The 14,009-nt window shown below is 67.5% G+C and carries 15 protein-coding genes; 7 read left to right on the plus strand and 8 right to left on the minus strand.

Annotated features, from left to right (window positions below; genetic code table 11):
- Positions 1-13 precede the first annotated feature (13 nt).
- From J7654_RS03335 to J7654_RS03345, 3 genes are read right to left on the minus strand one after another with little or no spacing between them, the layout of a single operon-like run.
- A complete protein-coding gene (locus J7654_RS03335) occupies positions 14-799 on the minus strand; it encodes an SDR family NAD(P)-dependent oxidoreductase (RefSeq protein ID WP_209738189.1) in 786 nt (261 codons plus the stop codon).
- Between the two features lie 21 nt (positions 800-820).
- Positions 821-1,603 carry an SDR family oxidoreductase gene (locus J7654_RS03340; RefSeq protein WP_245195617.1) on the minus strand — a complete coding sequence of 261 codons (783 nt, stop codon included), beginning with the start codon at positions 1,601-1,603 and terminating at the stop codon, positions 821-823.
- A gap of 11 nt (positions 1,604-1,614) precedes the next feature.
- On the minus strand, positions 1,615-2,421 hold the full coding sequence (locus tag J7654_RS03345; RefSeq protein WP_209738191.1) for an N-acyl homoserine lactonase family protein: 807 nt from the start codon (positions 2,419-2,421) through the stop codon (positions 1,615-1,617).
- Between the two features lie 173 nt (positions 2,422-2,594).
- On the opposite strand from J7654_RS03345, the gene J7654_RS03350 reads away from it, so the two are divergent.
- From J7654_RS03350 to J7654_RS03360, 3 genes are read left to right on the plus strand one after another with little or no spacing between them, the layout of a single operon-like run.
- Positions 2,595-3,005 (plus strand): carboxymuconolactone decarboxylase family protein, encoded by a 411-nt coding sequence (locus tag J7654_RS03350; RefSeq protein WP_209738193.1) that lies wholly within the window; start codon positions 2,595-2,597, stop codon positions 3,003-3,005.
- The gene (gene yihU / locus J7654_RS03355; RefSeq protein WP_245195618.1) at positions 2,921-3,970 is read left to right on the plus strand and encodes a sulfolactaldehyde 3-reductase; all 1,050 of its coding nucleotides are present in this window, start codon (positions 2,921-2,923) and stop codon (positions 3,968-3,970) included. Before J7654_RS03350 ends, yihU begins: the two co-directional genes overlap by 85 nt.
- A 37-nt stretch (positions 3,971-4,007) precedes the next feature.
- Positions 4,008-4,976 carry a Bug family tripartite tricarboxylate transporter substrate binding protein gene (locus tag J7654_RS03360; RefSeq protein WP_209738198.1) on the plus strand — a complete coding sequence of 323 codons (969 nt, stop codon included), beginning with the start codon at positions 4,008-4,010 and terminating at the stop codon, positions 4,974-4,976.
- A gap of 253 nt (positions 4,977-5,229) precedes the next feature.
- Here J7654_RS03360 and J7654_RS03365 read toward each other — a convergent pair whose 3' ends face one another.
- Positions 5,230-6,021 (minus strand): GntR family transcriptional regulator, encoded by a 792-nt coding sequence (locus tag J7654_RS03365; protein WP_245195619.1) that lies wholly within the window; start codon positions 6,019-6,021, stop codon positions 5,230-5,232.
- Between the two features lie 365 nt (positions 6,022-6,386).
- Between J7654_RS03365 and J7654_RS03370 the strand changes: the two genes are divergently transcribed.
- The 4 genes from J7654_RS03370 to J7654_RS03385 all read left to right on the plus strand — a co-directional run bounded on the left by J7654_RS03370 (position 6,387) and on the right by J7654_RS03385 (position 9,917).
- A complete protein-coding gene (locus J7654_RS03370; protein ID WP_209738202.1) occupies positions 6,387-7,271 on the plus strand; it encodes an ABC transporter ATP-binding protein in 885 nt (294 codons plus the stop codon).
- A gap of 78 nt (positions 7,272-7,349) precedes the next feature.
- The gene (locus J7654_RS03375) at positions 7,350-8,363 is read left to right on the plus strand and encodes an ABC transporter substrate-binding protein (protein WP_209738204.1); all 1,014 of its coding nucleotides are present in this window, start codon (positions 7,350-7,352) and stop codon (positions 8,361-8,363) included.
- Between the two features lie 4 nt (positions 8,364-8,367).
- Positions 8,368-9,162, plus strand: a complete 795-nt coding sequence (locus tag J7654_RS03380; protein WP_209738206.1) for an ABC transporter permease — start codon at positions 8,368-8,370, stop codon at positions 9,160-9,162.
- The gene (locus tag J7654_RS03385; RefSeq protein ID WP_209738208.1) at positions 9,159-9,917 is read left to right on the plus strand and encodes an ABC transporter permease; all 759 of its coding nucleotides are present in this window, start codon (positions 9,159-9,161) and stop codon (positions 9,915-9,917) included. The genes J7654_RS03380 and J7654_RS03385 overlap by 4 nt, the downstream gene beginning before the upstream one ends.
- Before the next feature lie 83 nt (positions 9,918-10,000).
- Here J7654_RS03385 and J7654_RS03390 read toward each other — a convergent pair whose 3' ends face one another.
- The 4 genes from J7654_RS03390 to J7654_RS03405 are packed head-to-tail and all read right to left on the minus strand — an operon-like array spanning position 10,001 to position 14,003.
- Positions 10,001-10,939, minus strand: a complete 939-nt coding sequence (locus J7654_RS03390) for a nucleoside hydrolase (protein WP_209738210.1) — start codon at positions 10,937-10,939, stop codon at positions 10,001-10,003.
- Positions 10,939-11,868, minus strand: coding sequence for a cupin domain-containing protein (locus J7654_RS03395; RefSeq protein WP_209738212.1), 930 nt, complete (start codon positions 11,866-11,868; stop codon positions 10,939-10,941). Before J7654_RS03395 ends, J7654_RS03390 begins: the two co-directional genes overlap by 1 nt.
- Entirely contained in the window at positions 11,865-13,124 is a 1,260-nt protein-coding gene (locus tag J7654_RS03400; protein WP_209738215.1) for a M20 family metallo-hydrolase, read from the minus strand. The genes J7654_RS03395 and J7654_RS03400 overlap by 4 nt, the downstream gene beginning before the upstream one ends.
- Complete coding sequence (locus J7654_RS03405; protein WP_209738217.1) at positions 13,125-14,003, minus strand: alpha/beta fold hydrolase; 879 nt, start codon at positions 14,001-14,003, stop codon at positions 13,125-13,127.
- Positions 14,004-14,009: the final 6 nt, after the last annotated feature.

Here is a 14,009-nt window from a genome sequence, read left to right on the forward strand (position 1 = left end):
AGGGCAGACCGCCCTACCCTTCCGGCAGAGGCTGGTCGCCCGCCATCACCCCGCCGTCGATCACGAAGGAGCCGCCCGTGACCATCGCGGATTCATCCGAGCAAAGATAGACGGCCATGGCGGCCACCTCGTCCGGGCGGATCATGCGCCCGACCGGCTGGTAGCGCGACAGGGCCTCGAAACGCTCCTTCTCCTCGCCCGGATAGTATCTCGCCAGATAGTTCTCGATGAAGGGCGTGTGGACGCGCGCCGGGCAGATGCAGTTGGCGCGGATGCCATCCGCCACGTAATCGACGGCGATCGAGCGCGTCATCATGGCGATGGCGGCCTTTGACGCGCTGTAGACGAACCGCTCGCGCATGGCCCGCACCGAGGCGAGCGAGGCCATGTTGAGCACCGTCCCGCCGCCGCGCCCGATCATGCCGGGCAGGAAGGCCTTCGTCACGTTAAACAGCCCCTCGACATTGACGCCGAGGACGAGGCGCAAATCCTCGAGGCTGGCGTCCAGCAGTTTGCCGATCGTGATCGCGGCGGCATTGTTGACGAGGACGTTCACCTGGACCCCGGCGTCGGCCAGCGAGGCGTCGAGGGCGGCGATGCCCTTCGGATCGGTCACGTCGAGCCTGCGCACCAGCACCCGCTCGCCGCCCGGCAGCCCAGCGCATCTCTCGGAGAGCAGCGCGGTATCGAGGTCGCTCGCGACCACGACGGCGCCTTCACGCAGGAAAGCCTCCACCATGGCCATGCCAATGCCGCCGGCCGCCCCGGTCACGAGGCATGTCTTGCCGTTCAGTCTCATCCGCCTGTCTCCCGTCGTGCCTCAGGCCGCCGCCCAGCCGCCGTCCACGGCCATGTTGGCCCCGTTGATGTCGGACGAATGCGGGCCGCAGAGAAAAGCGACCGTCGCCCCTACCGCCTCCACCGAAACGAAACGGCCCGTCGGATTGCGCCCCACGAGATAGTCGGCCCGCGCCTCTTCGAAGCCGCGCCCGGCCGCCCGCGCGCGCTCGGCGATGCGTGACAGGATCGCTTCGGTCGGCACCGTTCCCGGACTGACCGCGTTGGCGGTGATACCGGTGCGGGCCAGTTCGATGGCAAGCGCGCGCGTCATCCCGAGCAGCGCCGACTTCGTGGTCACGTAGTCGATGCGGTTCTCGGCCCCTCGCACGCCGTAGATGGACGCCATGTTGACGATACGCCCCCAACCGGCCGCCTTCATCGTCGGGACGGCAAGCCGTGCCAGATGAAAGGCCGAGGAGAGGTTGACGGCGATCGAGGCGTCCCACTCATCGCTCCGGAACTCATCCACAGGCTTGAAATGCCGCAGGACCGCATTGTTGACGATGATGTCGATCCGGCCGAAGCGCCGGGCCGCCGTGTCCACCAGGGCCTCGATCGCGTCGACCGACCGCAGGTCGGCGCCCGAGAACATCGTGGCGCCCCCATAGGCGGCAGCCAGTTGCCCCGCCGCCGCCTCCCCCGTCCGCCGATCGCACAGGCCGTGGACGATGACATTCGCCCCGGCCCCGGCAAGCGCCTCCGCCACTCCGAGCCCGAGGCCCGCGAAGGAACCGGTGACGAGCGCCGTGCGCCCATGCAGCATGGGGTCCTCCCTCATCGTTCGCGCGGGGGCACGTCGAGGCGCACCGCGATGCCTTCGAGTTCGGGCGCGGGCGCGGGGTAGAGCCGCATCACCGCCGGATCGTGGCCGGGAATCACATGGTCGTCGGAATCGGCAAGGCGACGGATGGTGCGGTAGCCGTCCAGCAGTTCGCCCACGTGGTAGACCGCCGGGAAAACGAGATTGTCCCGGTAATTGGCATAGAGATGCGTGGCATCCGACGCGATCACGACATGGCCGCGCCGCGTCCACACGCGCACCACCTGGAGGCCGCCGGTATGGCCGCCCGTGCGGTGGACGGTCAGCCCGTCGGCCAGTTCGTCGACCTCTTCGTGGAAGGTAATCCGTCCGGCGAAATTCAGCCTGACGAACCCCACCACGTCCTCCACGTCGAAGGGGTGGCGCAGGAAGGAATGACACATGCAGGGGCCGGTCGCGTAGGCGGCCTCGCCCGCCTGTAAATGAAAGCAAGCCCTTGGAAAGTCGGCGAGGGTGCCGGCGTGGTCGTAGTGCAGATGCGTCAGAACGACATCCTCGACCTCCCTGACGCGCACACCGAGTTTCTCCAGCGCCTGCGCGGGCCGCGAAACCAGCTCGCGCCCCCGCGCCCTGGCCGCCGCCTCGCCAAAGCCGGTGTCGATCACGAAGAGGCGGTCGGAGCGCCGTGCCACCCAGACGTAATAGAACAGATCCTCGCCCGCCTCGTGGATATCGGCGCCGACGAAATTGTCGGCCCCGCGCCGCCCCGTGTGACAGGCGTATTTCAGGGCAAACAGCTCGAAAGGTTCGGGCTGCGTCATGCTTGGTTCCTCCCCGATCACAATCGAAAGGCGACCGTCCCTTCTCTCATAGCACTCATATCGGAAAACTCAACATACGATACTACCATCATACAAACTTGACGCTTGCTTGCGATTGTATGATGGTTCGCCGGGATGGAAATCCGCGAGCGGACGGCAAGGAGCATCAATACATGGCCAGACGAGCCGAATTTCAGGGCGAGCAGTTCGAGAAGGGACTTGGAATCCGGCGCGAGGTGCTCGGGGGAGCCTATGTCGACAAGTCGGTGGACGCCGCCACGGACGTAACTGCCCCGCTCCAGAAGCTCGTGACGGAATGGTGCTGGGGCGAGATCTGGTCGCGTCCCGGCCTCGACCGGCGCACGCGCAGCTTTCTGAACCTAGCCATGCTGACGGCGCTCAACCGGCCGCACGAGATCAAGCTGCATGTGCGCGGCGCGCTGAACAACGGCGTCACGCGCGAGGAGATCGGCGAGGTGGTGCTGCAAGCGGCCATCTATTGCGGCGTTCCGGCCGCGCTCGACACGCTGCGCGTCGTCACCGAGACCTACGCGCAGATCGATGCCGAGGCGCAAAGCCGCTGACCGGGAGGCCGGGGAGGAGAGAACAGATGACCGCAACAATCGGTTTCGTTGGCCTGGGCACGATGGGCCTTCCCATGGCGTCCAACCTTTCTCGCGCCGGCTTTGCCGTGCGCGGCTACGATCTTTCGCCCGAGGCACGCAAAGCCTTTGCCGAAGTCGGCGGCGTGGCCGCGTCCTCGGCGGCGGAGGCGACGAAGGGTGCGGCCTTCGTCATCACCATGCTGCCGACGGCCGCCCATATCGACGCGGCGCTCTTCGAGGCGGGCGGCATCGCCGAGGCAATCGGGCCCGAGGCGATCCTCGTCAACATGTCCACCATCCTGCCAGAAGAAACCGATCGGCTCGCCGCCCGGCTGTCCGGGTTCTCCATCGCGATGATCGACGCGCCGGTGGGCCGCTCGGCGCTGGAGGCCGCGCGCGGCGCCTTGCTCATCCTGGCAAGCGGCGAGAAGCGCGCGCTGGAGGCCGCACGCCCGCTCTTCGAGGTCATGGGCAACCAGACCATCGACTGCGGAGCGCTCGGCAACGGCTCGCGCGTCAAGGTCATCAACAATTTCATGGGCGTTTCGCTCAACGCGCTCACGGCCGAGGCACTGACGCTTGCCGAGGCATCGGGCCTCGACATCCGGCTGGCGCTCGAAGTGATGCGCGGCACCATCGCGGGTATCGGGCACATGCGGGTGACATACCCGAACAAGGTGCTGAAAGGCGACCTGTCAGCCGGTTTTCCCGTCGACCTCGCGCATAAGGATCTGGGGCTGGCCCTTCAGCTCGCCGCGCGGGTAAACGCCCCGGTCTTCATGGGCGGGGCAGCCGCGCAGATCTACTCGATCGTGCGCGCGGATGGACGCGGACGGCAGGATTACACCGCCGTCTATCCCGTCTTGCGCACCCTCGCCGGCCTGCCCGACACCATCCCCTACGACCCTTCGGCGGACGATGAATACAACCCGTTCAACGCGTGAGGACGGTCGCAAAGATACACCGGGAGGATACGAAACCATGACCTTGAGACCTATCGGGGCCTCCGGCCTCTCATGCCTGTTGGCGACGGCCACCTTCGGTTCGCCGGCCCTGGCGCAATTTCCGGACCAGCCCATCCGGATCGTGGTGCCCTTCGCGGCAGGCGGCGGCGTGGATGCATTGGCCCGCCCCTTCGCCGTGCGCCTGGCCGAAATCCTGGGCCAGAACGTGCTGATCGAGAATCAAGGCAGCGCGACGGGCGAACTTGGCGCGGTCGCGGTGAAGATGTCGGAAGCGGACGGTTATACTCTGCTTCTCAGTTCGGCGGCCTTCGGGACGACCCCTGCCTTCTATCCGCAGGCCGCCTACGATCCCGTCGAGGATTTCGAGACGATCGCGATCCTGGCAAGCGCACCGCAGGTTCTCGTGGCCACGAACGAGCTGGACGCCGCCTCGGTCGAGGACATCATCGCAACGGCGAGGGAGAGCGACGCCCTGACCGTTGCGCTTAGCGCCACGACCGGCATTCAGGCCTTGGCGACCTATCTTCTGGCGGACCTTTCGGACATCGAGCTGACCTATGTTCCCTATCCGGGAGCAGGAGCCGCCTTTCCCGACCTCATGGCCGGCCGCGTCGATCTGATGATCGACAATCCGGGCTCGTCCCTGCCCCTCGTACAGGGCAACAGTCTCAAGCTCATCGCAACGACAGGCGCCGAGCGGCTGGAGGCGGCGCCCGATACGCCGACGATCGGCGAGACAATTCCCGGCTTCGAGGTCGCCAACTGGTTCGTGCTGGCCGCTCCGTCCGACACGCCGCAGGACGTGCTCGACGCCCTGAGCCAGGCCGCCCGGGAAGCGATCAATCACCCCGAGCTTGCCGAACGCCTGCAACGGGAGGGCACGACACCTTTCAGCCTCGACCAGGAGGAATCCTCTGCCTTCGTTCAAAGCGAGGTGGAAAGGTGGCGCGAGACGGTTTCCGACCTCGATCTTCAGGTGCACTAATCCCGGTCGGCTCATTGAGGATCGGCGCCCACACCACCCTGCCGAATGCTGGCCATCACGAGCATTCCGTGACTGGCAGGGGCATCGTCGCCGGGCTCGGCCGGCGCGGACCCCTTCCGCGCTTGCGTCCATCACGGTCGTGGTAGCATCCTGGCGATCGCCGGCAAGAGCGCCGCATGGCGGGTGGCCGGTTCGAACCCACGCGCCTCGGCGGCTTTTTGCAAGTCGTAGCGCGTCGCGCCCGGCTTGCCTCTCACTCATATGAGGCGATGAAGTCCGTCAGGTCGTCGCCCAGGAGATTGACATGGTCGCGCATCGCGGTGTGGGCGCGGTCCGCGTCGCGGTCGCAAATGGCGCGGACGATTTCCTCGTGCTCGTTGATCGTCTTCTCGAAACGGCGCGGGAGGGCGGTGACGCGGCGGCGGAACGGGGAGACCCGGTTGCGCAACTGGCGGGTCTGCTCCGCCAGATAGCCGTTTCGCGACGCGTCGTAGATGATCTCGTGGAACTCCTGGTTGGCGGCGTAGAAAGCCGCCACATCCGCCTCCGAATGATTCGCCATCTGGGCCAGCCGGCGGTGAACCTGAAGGAGCAGTTCCTCCTGCTGCCTGGAAGCCCGCCGCGCGGCCAGGCGCGCGCACAGGCCCTCCAGTTCGGCCATCACCTGGAACATCTCGATCAGCACGCTGACGCCGATCTTGCGCACCACCACACCCTGCCGGCCGCGCAACTCGACCAGTTCGTTCGCGCCCAGCAGGCGGAAGGCCTCGCGGACCGGCGTGCGTGACATGCCGAAGCGCTGGGCGATCTCCTGCTCGTCCAGCCGGTCGCCGGGCTTGAGGGCTCCGTTGACGATCTCGGTCTCCAGCTTCTGATGAAGGAAACCCGCGAGGGTGGTGCCGGGCTGCCGGACCGCCTCGTCCGCCCCGCCGGCCCCCGATGAGGATGCGCGGGGCGCGGACGACCGGGCGGGCTTGCGGCCACGGATGCCCTTCCTCGCCTTCGCCTTTTGCGGGGCTTCCTCGCCCGCCAGCGTATCCGACATGCCCATCCGCCTCTTGCTGAACCCAAAAACCGAACTCTCAAGGCTCACTTATCGCAGATCGGACCACGCTAGGAAACAAGCAGATGGAACGAGAGCACACGCTCGCCCCAATAATATGCAAGAATTATTTATAGGCATACATTAGCAGAATATGCCTTTCGATCGCGCAGCCCCCGGGGCGCCGCACGGCCGAGCGAAGGCGGCGACCGGCCTCGTCGGAATTCCCAAGAGACTGTATGAGCTTGAAGAATGGGATCGTTGGTTCGAACGGGTCGCAAGTGGCACGGTTCTTGCCACCCATCGGCCAACAGGACCTCGTAGATCGCCGGCTGCTGATTATGCAAGATATAGAATTACGCATACCAATGGACTGGAACGGAAAGCGGCAGGTTGGCCGCCGGCACCCTGCGGATGCCGTGCCGGTGGCGGCGATCGCCGCACCAAGCGGCCGGAACGCCGGCGACACCGGCCCGCTGATCGAGATGGAAGCCGTCTCGAAGAGCTTCGGGGAAGTGGTGGCGCTTCAGGACTTCAGGGTTCGCATCACCCCGGGCGAGCTCGTCACCGTCGTCGGCCCCTCCGGCTGCGGCAAGAGTACGCTGTTCAACATCCTCGCCGGGCTGGAGGAGCCCGATCCTCAAAGCATCCTGCGCTATCGCGGGCGCGGCTGCCGGGCCACGGAGCTGCTGGGCGAGGTCTCCTTCATGCCCCAGCGCGACCTTCTCCTGCCGTGGCGGAGCGTCATCGACAACGCCATCCTCGCACTGGAGATCGAGGGCGTGCCCCGGCGCGAAGCGCGGGAGACGGCACGGCGCATGTTGCCCGAGTTCGGCCTTGCCGGCTTCGGCGAACAGTATCCGCATCAGCTTTCGGGCGGTATGCGCCAGCGCGTCGCCCTCATGCGCACCTTCCTCTTCAAGCGCGACCTCATGCTGCTCGACGAACCCTTCGGCGCGCTCGATGCCCTCACGCGCGCCATGATGCAGCGCTGGCTGCTCGACCTCTGGCAGAAGCATCGGCGCACGGTCCTCTTCATCACCCACGATGTCGACGAGGCGCTCTTCCTCGGCGACAGGGTGCTGGTGATGAGCGCGCGCCCCGGCCGGGTGAAGCTGGAGCAGGAAGTGGCGCTGGAGCGCCCTCGCCTTCCGGAGGTCGTCACCTCCCCCGAATTCGTCGCGCTCAAGAAAATCCTGCTGGAGGCCATCGAGGAGGAGAGCCTGAAATCCTTCGCGGTCCGCAGCCCCTGAGCCAGCCTTCATCGGCCGCCGAGGCGCCTTCGGCGGCATGCCTGCCGCATGTCAACCGAGCTCGAAAAGGACAAAGACATGACCCGACGCCCTCTCCTTCTCGCCCTCTGCGCCGCCCTCGCCCTCCAGCCGCTGGCGGGCGGGCTTGCCTCCGCGCAGGAGCCGACCCCCGCCTCGCTGCGCCTGAAATGGCTTCCCCAGGCCCAGTTCGCCGGCTTCTACACCGCGCTGGAAAAGGGCTATTACGAGGAAGAGGGCATCGCCCTCACCATCAATCCGGGCGGGCCGAACATCCTGACGGAGAACCTTGTCGCCACCGGCGCCGACACGTTCGGCCTTTCAGGCGGAACGGACAGCGTCTTCGCCGCGCGCGACCGCGGCCTGCCGATCGTGTGCATCGGCGTCGCCCACCAGGTCACGCCCTTCGTGTTCGTGACGGCCGGGGACGGGCCGGTGGAGACGGTCCAGGATTTCGCCGGCAAGACCGTCACCACATGGTTCACCGGGGCCAACCACGTGCTCTCGGCGATGCTCGCCCATGAGGGGGTCGATCTCGGCACGGTCGACATGCAGCCGCAGCAGGTGAGCATGACGCCTTTCGTCGACGGCGAGGTCGATGTGGCCACCGCCACGCGCTACAACGAGCTCTACACGGTCAATACGCGCCTGGGCGCGGAGAATGTCCGCCTGTTCGTGCCGGAGGATTTCGGCGTCTCCTTCCCGCGCGACACGCTGATCGTTTCCGAACGGACCCTCGCCGACGACCCGGAGCTCGTGGCCGGTTTCCTGCGCGCCAGCATCCGCGGCTGGCAGGACGCCTTCGCCGATCCCGAGGGAGCGATCGACACGATCATGGCGGTGGCCCCCACGCTCGACCGGGCGCATCAGGAGTTCATGCTGGAAGAGGTGCGCGAGCTGATGACCGCCGGCCAGGCGGGAGAGGACGGCCTCTTCGCCATCGACCCGGCCGCCATCGGCTCGGCGCACGATCTGCTCGTGGAATACGGCGTCCTCTCCGCGCCGGTCGATCTCGACGCGGCGTTCGACGCCTCCGCGCTCGAAGCCATTCCCCTCGAAGATCGCGCGCTGTGAGCCGATGAGCGCCGTCACGCAAGCGGTCGCGCGTCCTGCCAGGGGGGCGGCGCGCGCCGCCCTATGGATCAGGCCGCTGCTCGGGGCGGTCGTCTTTCTCGCCGCAGTCGAGGCGATCGTCGTCCTTCTCGGCATCCGGCCCTACTACCTGCCGAGGCCGAGCGCCGTGTTCGGGGCCATCGCGGCCACGCCGCAGACTTATGCCCAGGGATTTGCGAGGACGCTGGCCGAGGCGCTTCTCGGCTTCCTGGCGGGCTCGCTCTTCGGCGTCGCCGCCGGCATCGCCTTCTTCCGTTCGCAGCTCCTGCGCGAAATGTTCTTCCCCCTTTTCATCGTCTCCCAGACGATACCCGTCATCGCCTTCGGCGCCATCGTGGTCCTGTGGTTCGGCAACACACTCTTCGCCAAGGCCGCCATCGCCTTCTATCTCAGCTTCTTTCCGGTCACGGTGAACACGCTGATCGGCTTCGGGGCGGTCGATCCGCGACAGGCGGCGCTGATGCGCTCGTTCGGAGCAGGCGAGCGCCAGCTCATGAGGCGGCTCTACCTGCCGGCCGCCATGCCGCAGATCTTCGTCGCCCTGCGACTTGCCTCCTCGCTGAGCCTCGTGGGCGCCATTGTCGGCGAATGGTTCGGCGACACCACGGGCCTCGGCGTCCTTCTCCTTCAAGCCATGTACAACGAGAACGTCACAGGCATCTGGGCCGCCATCGTCGTCTCGGCGGTGCTCGGCATCGGCTTCTACGGCACGATCGCGCTGATCGAGCGCGGGGTCGTCTTCTGGGGGAACGAGCAATGAGCCCGCCGTTGCAGGCTTCCTCCCGCGCCTTCGCGCGCGGGCTCTTCGGCGCCGCTCTCATTCTCCTCGCCTGGGAGTTCGCGGCCCGTGGGCTCGAACTGCCGCACTACATCCTGCCGGCGGTCAGCACGATCCTTGCCCACATGGCGTCCGACGCCTCCTCGCTCCTCAGCGCGGGGCGCTACACCTTCATCGAGGCGGCGACGGGCTTTGCGATCGGCGGGCTCGCGGGCATCGCGTCGGCCGTCCTCGTCTCGATGGTCCCGGCCAGCCGCGGCGTCGTGCTTCCCATCGCGACGGCGATCAACTCCGTGCCGGTGGTCGCCTATTCGCCGCTCGTCCTGCTCTGGTTCGGCATCGGCATGTCCTCCAAGATCGTGATGGTGGCGATCGCGGTGAGCTTCACCGTGTTCCTGAACACCATCGCGGGGCTCGACCGGGTGGACCGCCGGCAGGCGGAACTGATGCGCTCCTTCGGCGCGAGCCGCTTCGCCGTCTTCTGGCGCCTGCGCCTGCCCACCGCCTTGCCGCTGATCCTCGCAGGGCTTCGCATCTCCACCGTGCGCAGCATCATCGTCGCCATCGTCACGGAAATGCTGGGCGCCTATGACGGGCTCGGCTGGATCATCTATCAGGCGGTGCTGCGGATCGACTTCGTCGCCGTCTGGGCGGCCATCGCCGTGGCTTCGCTCATCAGCCTCGGCTTCTTCGCCCTTGTCAGCATGGTCGAACGCAAGGCGGTTTTCTGGACATGAGCAGGCCACACGCATCTTTCGCAAGACCGTGAGACGCCCCGGAGGGCGGCGATGACTATCGAGGACGGGCGGGCCCGGCCCTCTCAGCCGAGCACCGCCTGCATCATCGCGAAGAAGCGCTCGTTAGAGGCGGTTTCGATGATCCGCGCATTAGCGCTGTAGGCCGGCCAGCGGCTGCCGAGCTTCGGCGGATGGATGGCGGAAAAGCCGCGGGTGATCTCCCCCGCGCATTCGATCCGCACCACCGCGTCCCGCGATTCAAGAATGAGGCTTTCGTCGATGGCGCAGGCGCAGGTCAGCGTATCGGGATGCGTCACCATCTCCACCCCATAGCGCTCCCGCGCGACCCGGCGGGGCGTGGCCGAAACCTTGCGGTAGAAGTCTGACAGGGGCGTTGCGAGCGCGTCCAGCCCGGCGAGCTGGCCGGCGGAAAAGGCGCTCGACTTCAGCGTCAGCGTCCAGGTGGAGAGGGTGATGCGAAAGCCCGCTTCGAAGACGATGCGCGCCGCTTCAGGGTCGATGAAGAAATTGTACTCGGCGGTCGGCGTGATGTTGCCGACCGAATTGTCCGTGCCGCCCATGATCCACAGATGGCGCGTGGCCCGGGCGAGGCGCGGTTCCTTGCGTACGGCAAGAGCAATATTGGTGAGGGGAGCCTGCGCGAGGATGTCGATCTCGCCCGGCGCGGCCATCACCCGCTCGATGATGGCGTCCACCGCATGCATGGCCTCGGGCCGCTGGCGCGCCGGCGGCAGGCCCGCGCCGCTCATGCCGTCCTCTCCATGCATGGCGGCCGGCACCCAGGGCTTCACCAGCGGATGGCGGGCGCCGGGATAGACCGGCACCTGCCCCGAACGCCCCGCCGCCTCGATGGTGGCGAGAGCGTTCTCCACCTGCTGCTCGAACGCGACATTGCCCACGCACACCGTCACCGCTTCCAGCGCCACGCCCGGCGTGCGCATGGCCAGAAGCAGCGAGAAGCAGTCGTCGCCGGCCGTGTCCGTATCGATGATGAGGCGCATCAATAGAACTCGAACCCCATCGTGCGCGCATGATAGTAGAAGCCGCCATCCTGCACGATCAGGAAATCGGCGCGCGTCGGCCCGTCATTGTGGTGGCTGTGCCTGGCGGCCGGGGGCGTCAGCAGCGTGGCCCAGGGGGACCAGTCGCATTTCTCGTCCGCCACCATGGAATAGGCCGGAGCGCCCGCGACGACGAGGGTGATGGCGGCCGAATTGTGCTTGTGCGGCGGCTGGGCGCTGCCGGGCTTGAGCGTGTTCAGCGAAAGGGTCATGGTCGGCGTGATATTGCGCGCGGCCTCTGTCTTCTCGGCCGAGAAGATGAGCGCATGGCCCGAGGTCGCGGCATTGGCGTCGGCACCGTAGACGACCGAGAGCTGGTGCTCGATCTCGTCGGCGGGATAGTGGACAAAGGCCACGGCCGCGCCCTGCGCCGTGCCCGGCAGCGAGGCGTCGAAGGCAAGCTGAGGGTCGTTGCCGACGGCCCATAGGACGCAGGGCTCCTGCGCCTCGATCGCCGCCGGCACCCCGCCCGGCAGGAGGAAGACATCGCCCTTGCCGATGTCGGCCCCATCCGCGCCGGCCTCGACGCGACCCTTGCCCTCGATCACGTACCAGATCGAGGCCGTGGCGTTGAAGGTGCAATCGAGGTGCTCGCCGGCCTTCACCACGGCGTAGCGCGCCAGCATCAGCGGGGTGGTGGCGGGGAAGGGGCATTGCAGGACGCCCGAGAGGTCGCACTCGATGAAGCCCGTCGCCTCCTTGGCCAGCGCGCGGGCGGGCTCGTCGGTGAAGATCTTGCGCGGAACGGGCGGCAGCTTGATGTTGAAGGCGTTGCCCGAATTGAAGTAGCGCCCCCGCGCCTCGGCCGCGCTTCGGGGCGTGCGCGGATGCTGGACGGGCATTTCGGCCATGTCGTTGATCTGGCTCATCTGGGGTCTCCTTCATGGTGAGCGGGGCTGGTCAGCTCGGCCAGGACGTCGAGAAGGACGGTCGCGCCGGCGGCGATATGCTCGGGTTCGGCCCATTCGTCCGGGTGGTGGCTGAGACCGCCCCGGCAGGGAATGAAGATCATGGCCGAGGGCGCGAGCGCCGCCATCTGGCGCGCATCGTGGCCGGCGGCCGAGAGGAGGTCGAGGACAGGGTAGCCCCTCTCCCGCGCGGACCGCCCGATGATGGCGCGCAGGCGCTCGTCGAACCCGTTGGAGGGCGCATCCACCAGCCGGCGCGCCTCGAATGCGCACGGCGCGGCGTGTTCGGCCAGAAGCGCCTCCAGCCGCCTTCCGAGCCGGTCCAGGACGCCGTTGTCCGGATGGCGCAGGTCGATGCAAAAGCGCACGAGCGCGGGAACCACCGAGGGCGCGTTCGGCTCCACCTCGATGCGGCCGATGGTGAAGCGCACGGCCTCGTCCTCGCGTTCCATCTGCGCCTGCATGGCGCAGGCGACGCGCGCGAAGGCCTGCAGCGCGTCGGAGCGCCGCACCATCGGCTCGGTGCCCGCATGTGCCTGGCGGCCGACGATCGTCATCTCGAAGGTCTTCTTGCCCTGGATGCCGCTGACCACCCCGATCACGGCGCCGCTCGCTTCCAGCATATCCGCCTGCTCGATATGGGGCTCGACATAGGCCGCGACCGGGAAGCCGGGCGAACGGCGTTCGATCTGCGGAAAGGCGGCATGCAGGCGGTCCAGCGCCTCGCCGACGCCAACCCCTTGCGCATCGCGCACCGCGCGAATTTCGGCCAGCGAACGCCGCCCCGCAAAGACCTCCGAGCCCATCATGCCGGGGGCGAAGCGGCTGCCCTCCTCGTTCATCCAGGCGACGACGAGCACGGGGCGGCAGGGGCGGTGCCCGGATTCCTTCAGCGCGATCACGGCTTCCAGCGCCGCCAGGGTGCCGAAGGCGCCGTCGAACAGCCCGCCGGTCGGCTGGCTGTCGATGTGGCTGCCCGCCATCACCGGCGGGAGCGCGGTGTCGCCGGCGCGCCAAGCCAGGAACAGGTTTCCCGCATCGTCGGTGGAGGGAACGAGGCCGGCCTGCGCGCCCCAGCCGATGAGGAGGCGCCAGGCCTCGATCTCCTCCGCCGAGAGCGCCTGCCGGTTCACGCCTCCGCCCGGCAGCGCCCCGATGCGGCCCAGCTCCATCAGCCTTGCCCAGAGACGTTCGGCGGAAAGGGCGCGCGCGCTCATCTATTCGGTCCGCATGACCTGCCCGGGGTCGGCCCTCGGATCGCGCGGCCCCCAGGCCCCGGCCTGCGCCTGGGCGATGAATTCGGCAAGAAGGGCGTTGAAGGCGGCGGGCTCCTCCAGATTGAGCGTGTGGCCGGTCTTCGGCAGGACGGCAAGGCCGCAGGCGGGGATCGTGCGTTTCAGGAAGATGCCGGGCTGGAGGCAATGGTCGTCCTCGTCGCCCACGATGACGAGCGTGGGCAGCGTCATCGCCTTCAGGCGTTCCTCCATATCCCAGAAGGAGGGTCGGCGCGCCTGCACGCCGCGCATCGTGTTGGCCGCGCCCACCGCCGAATGGCGCGAGAGGCGCTCGGCGAAGGCCGCCCAGCCCCTCGGATCCTTGGTCTGGAACTGCACGCGGCTCGCGCCGAGCGCGTAGATCCTGGAGAAGGCCACGGGGTCCTTCTCGAAATTCTCCGCGACCTTCAGGGAGACGCCGCGAAAATAGTCCTCCGTTGCCTTCTCGCAGCCATAGCCCGCGCCCGCCACCGTCAGCGAAAGCGCCCGCTCCGGTGCCTTGAGGCCGAAATGCACGGCCGTGAAGCCGCCCATGGACAGGCCCACGACATGCGCCTTCTCGATCCCGAGCCCGTCCAGGACCGCCACGGCATCCTCGACCGCGACGCCTTGCGAGTAGCGCTCCACATCCTGCGGAGTGTCGGAGGGCGCATAGCCGCGCGCGGCATAGGTGATGCAGCGGTGGCGCCGCGCGAAGAAGCTCATCTGCGGCTCCCACGCGTCGTAATTGCCGCCGAACTCATGGATGAAGAGGATCGGCGTGCCGCTCTCGCCGGCCGTCTCGACATAAAGGCGGGTGCCGTCCCTGGCCGTCACGTCCATCTCGAA

It is taken from the genome of Aureimonas populi, assembly GCF_017815515.1.
GTDB lineage: Bacteria > Pseudomonadota > Alphaproteobacteria > Rhizobiales > Rhizobiaceae > Aureimonas > Aureimonas populi.

Coding starts and splice junctions, on each gene's coding strand:
- J7654_RS03335 (WP_209738189.1), bottom strand. CDS start 799: ATGAGACTGAACGGCAAGACATGCCTCGTGACCGGGGCGGCCGGCGGC.
- J7654_RS03340 (WP_245195617.1), bottom strand. CDS start 1,603: ATGCTGCATGGGCGCACGGCGCTCGTCACCGGTTCCTTCGCGGGCCTC.
- J7654_RS03345 (WP_209738191.1), bottom strand. CDS start 2,421: ATGACGCAGCCCGAACCTTTCGAGCTGTTTGCCCTGAAATACGCCTGT.
- J7654_RS03350 (WP_209738193.1), top strand. CDS start 2,595: ATGGCCAGACGAGCCGAATTTCAGGGCGAGCAGTTCGAGAAGGGACTT.
- J7654_RS03360 (WP_209738198.1), top strand. CDS start 4,008: ATGACCTTGAGACCTATCGGGGCCTCCGGCCTCTCATGCCTGTTGGCG.
- J7654_RS03365 (WP_245195619.1), bottom strand. CDS start 6,021: ATGTCGGATACGCTGGCGGGCGAGGAAGCCCCGCAAAAGGCGAAGGCG.
- J7654_RS03370 (WP_209738202.1), top strand. CDS start 6,387: ATGGACTGGAACGGAAAGCGGCAGGTTGGCCGCCGGCACCCTGCGGAT.
- J7654_RS03375 (WP_209738204.1), top strand. CDS start 7,350: ATGACCCGACGCCCTCTCCTTCTCGCCCTCTGCGCCGCCCTCGCCCTC.
- J7654_RS03380 (WP_209738206.1), top strand. CDS start 8,368: ATGAGCGCCGTCACGCAAGCGGTCGCGCGTCCTGCCAGGGGGGCGGCG.
- J7654_RS03385 (WP_209738208.1), top strand. CDS start 9,159: ATGAGCCCGCCGTTGCAGGCTTCCTCCCGCGCCTTCGCGCGCGGGCTC.
- J7654_RS03390 (WP_209738210.1), bottom strand. CDS start 10,939: ATGCGCCTCATCATCGATACGGACACGGCCGGCGACGACTGCTTCTCG.
- J7654_RS03395 (WP_209738212.1), bottom strand. CDS start 11,868: ATGAGCCAGATCAACGACATGGCCGAAATGCCCGTCCAGCATCCGCGC.
- J7654_RS03400 (WP_209738215.1), bottom strand. CDS start 13,124: ATGAGCGCGCGCGCCCTTTCCGCCGAACGTCTCTGGGCAAGGCTGATG.
- J7654_RS03405 (WP_209738217.1), bottom strand. CDS start 14,003: ATGGACGTGACGGCCAGGGACGGCACCCGCCTTTATGTCGAGACGGCC.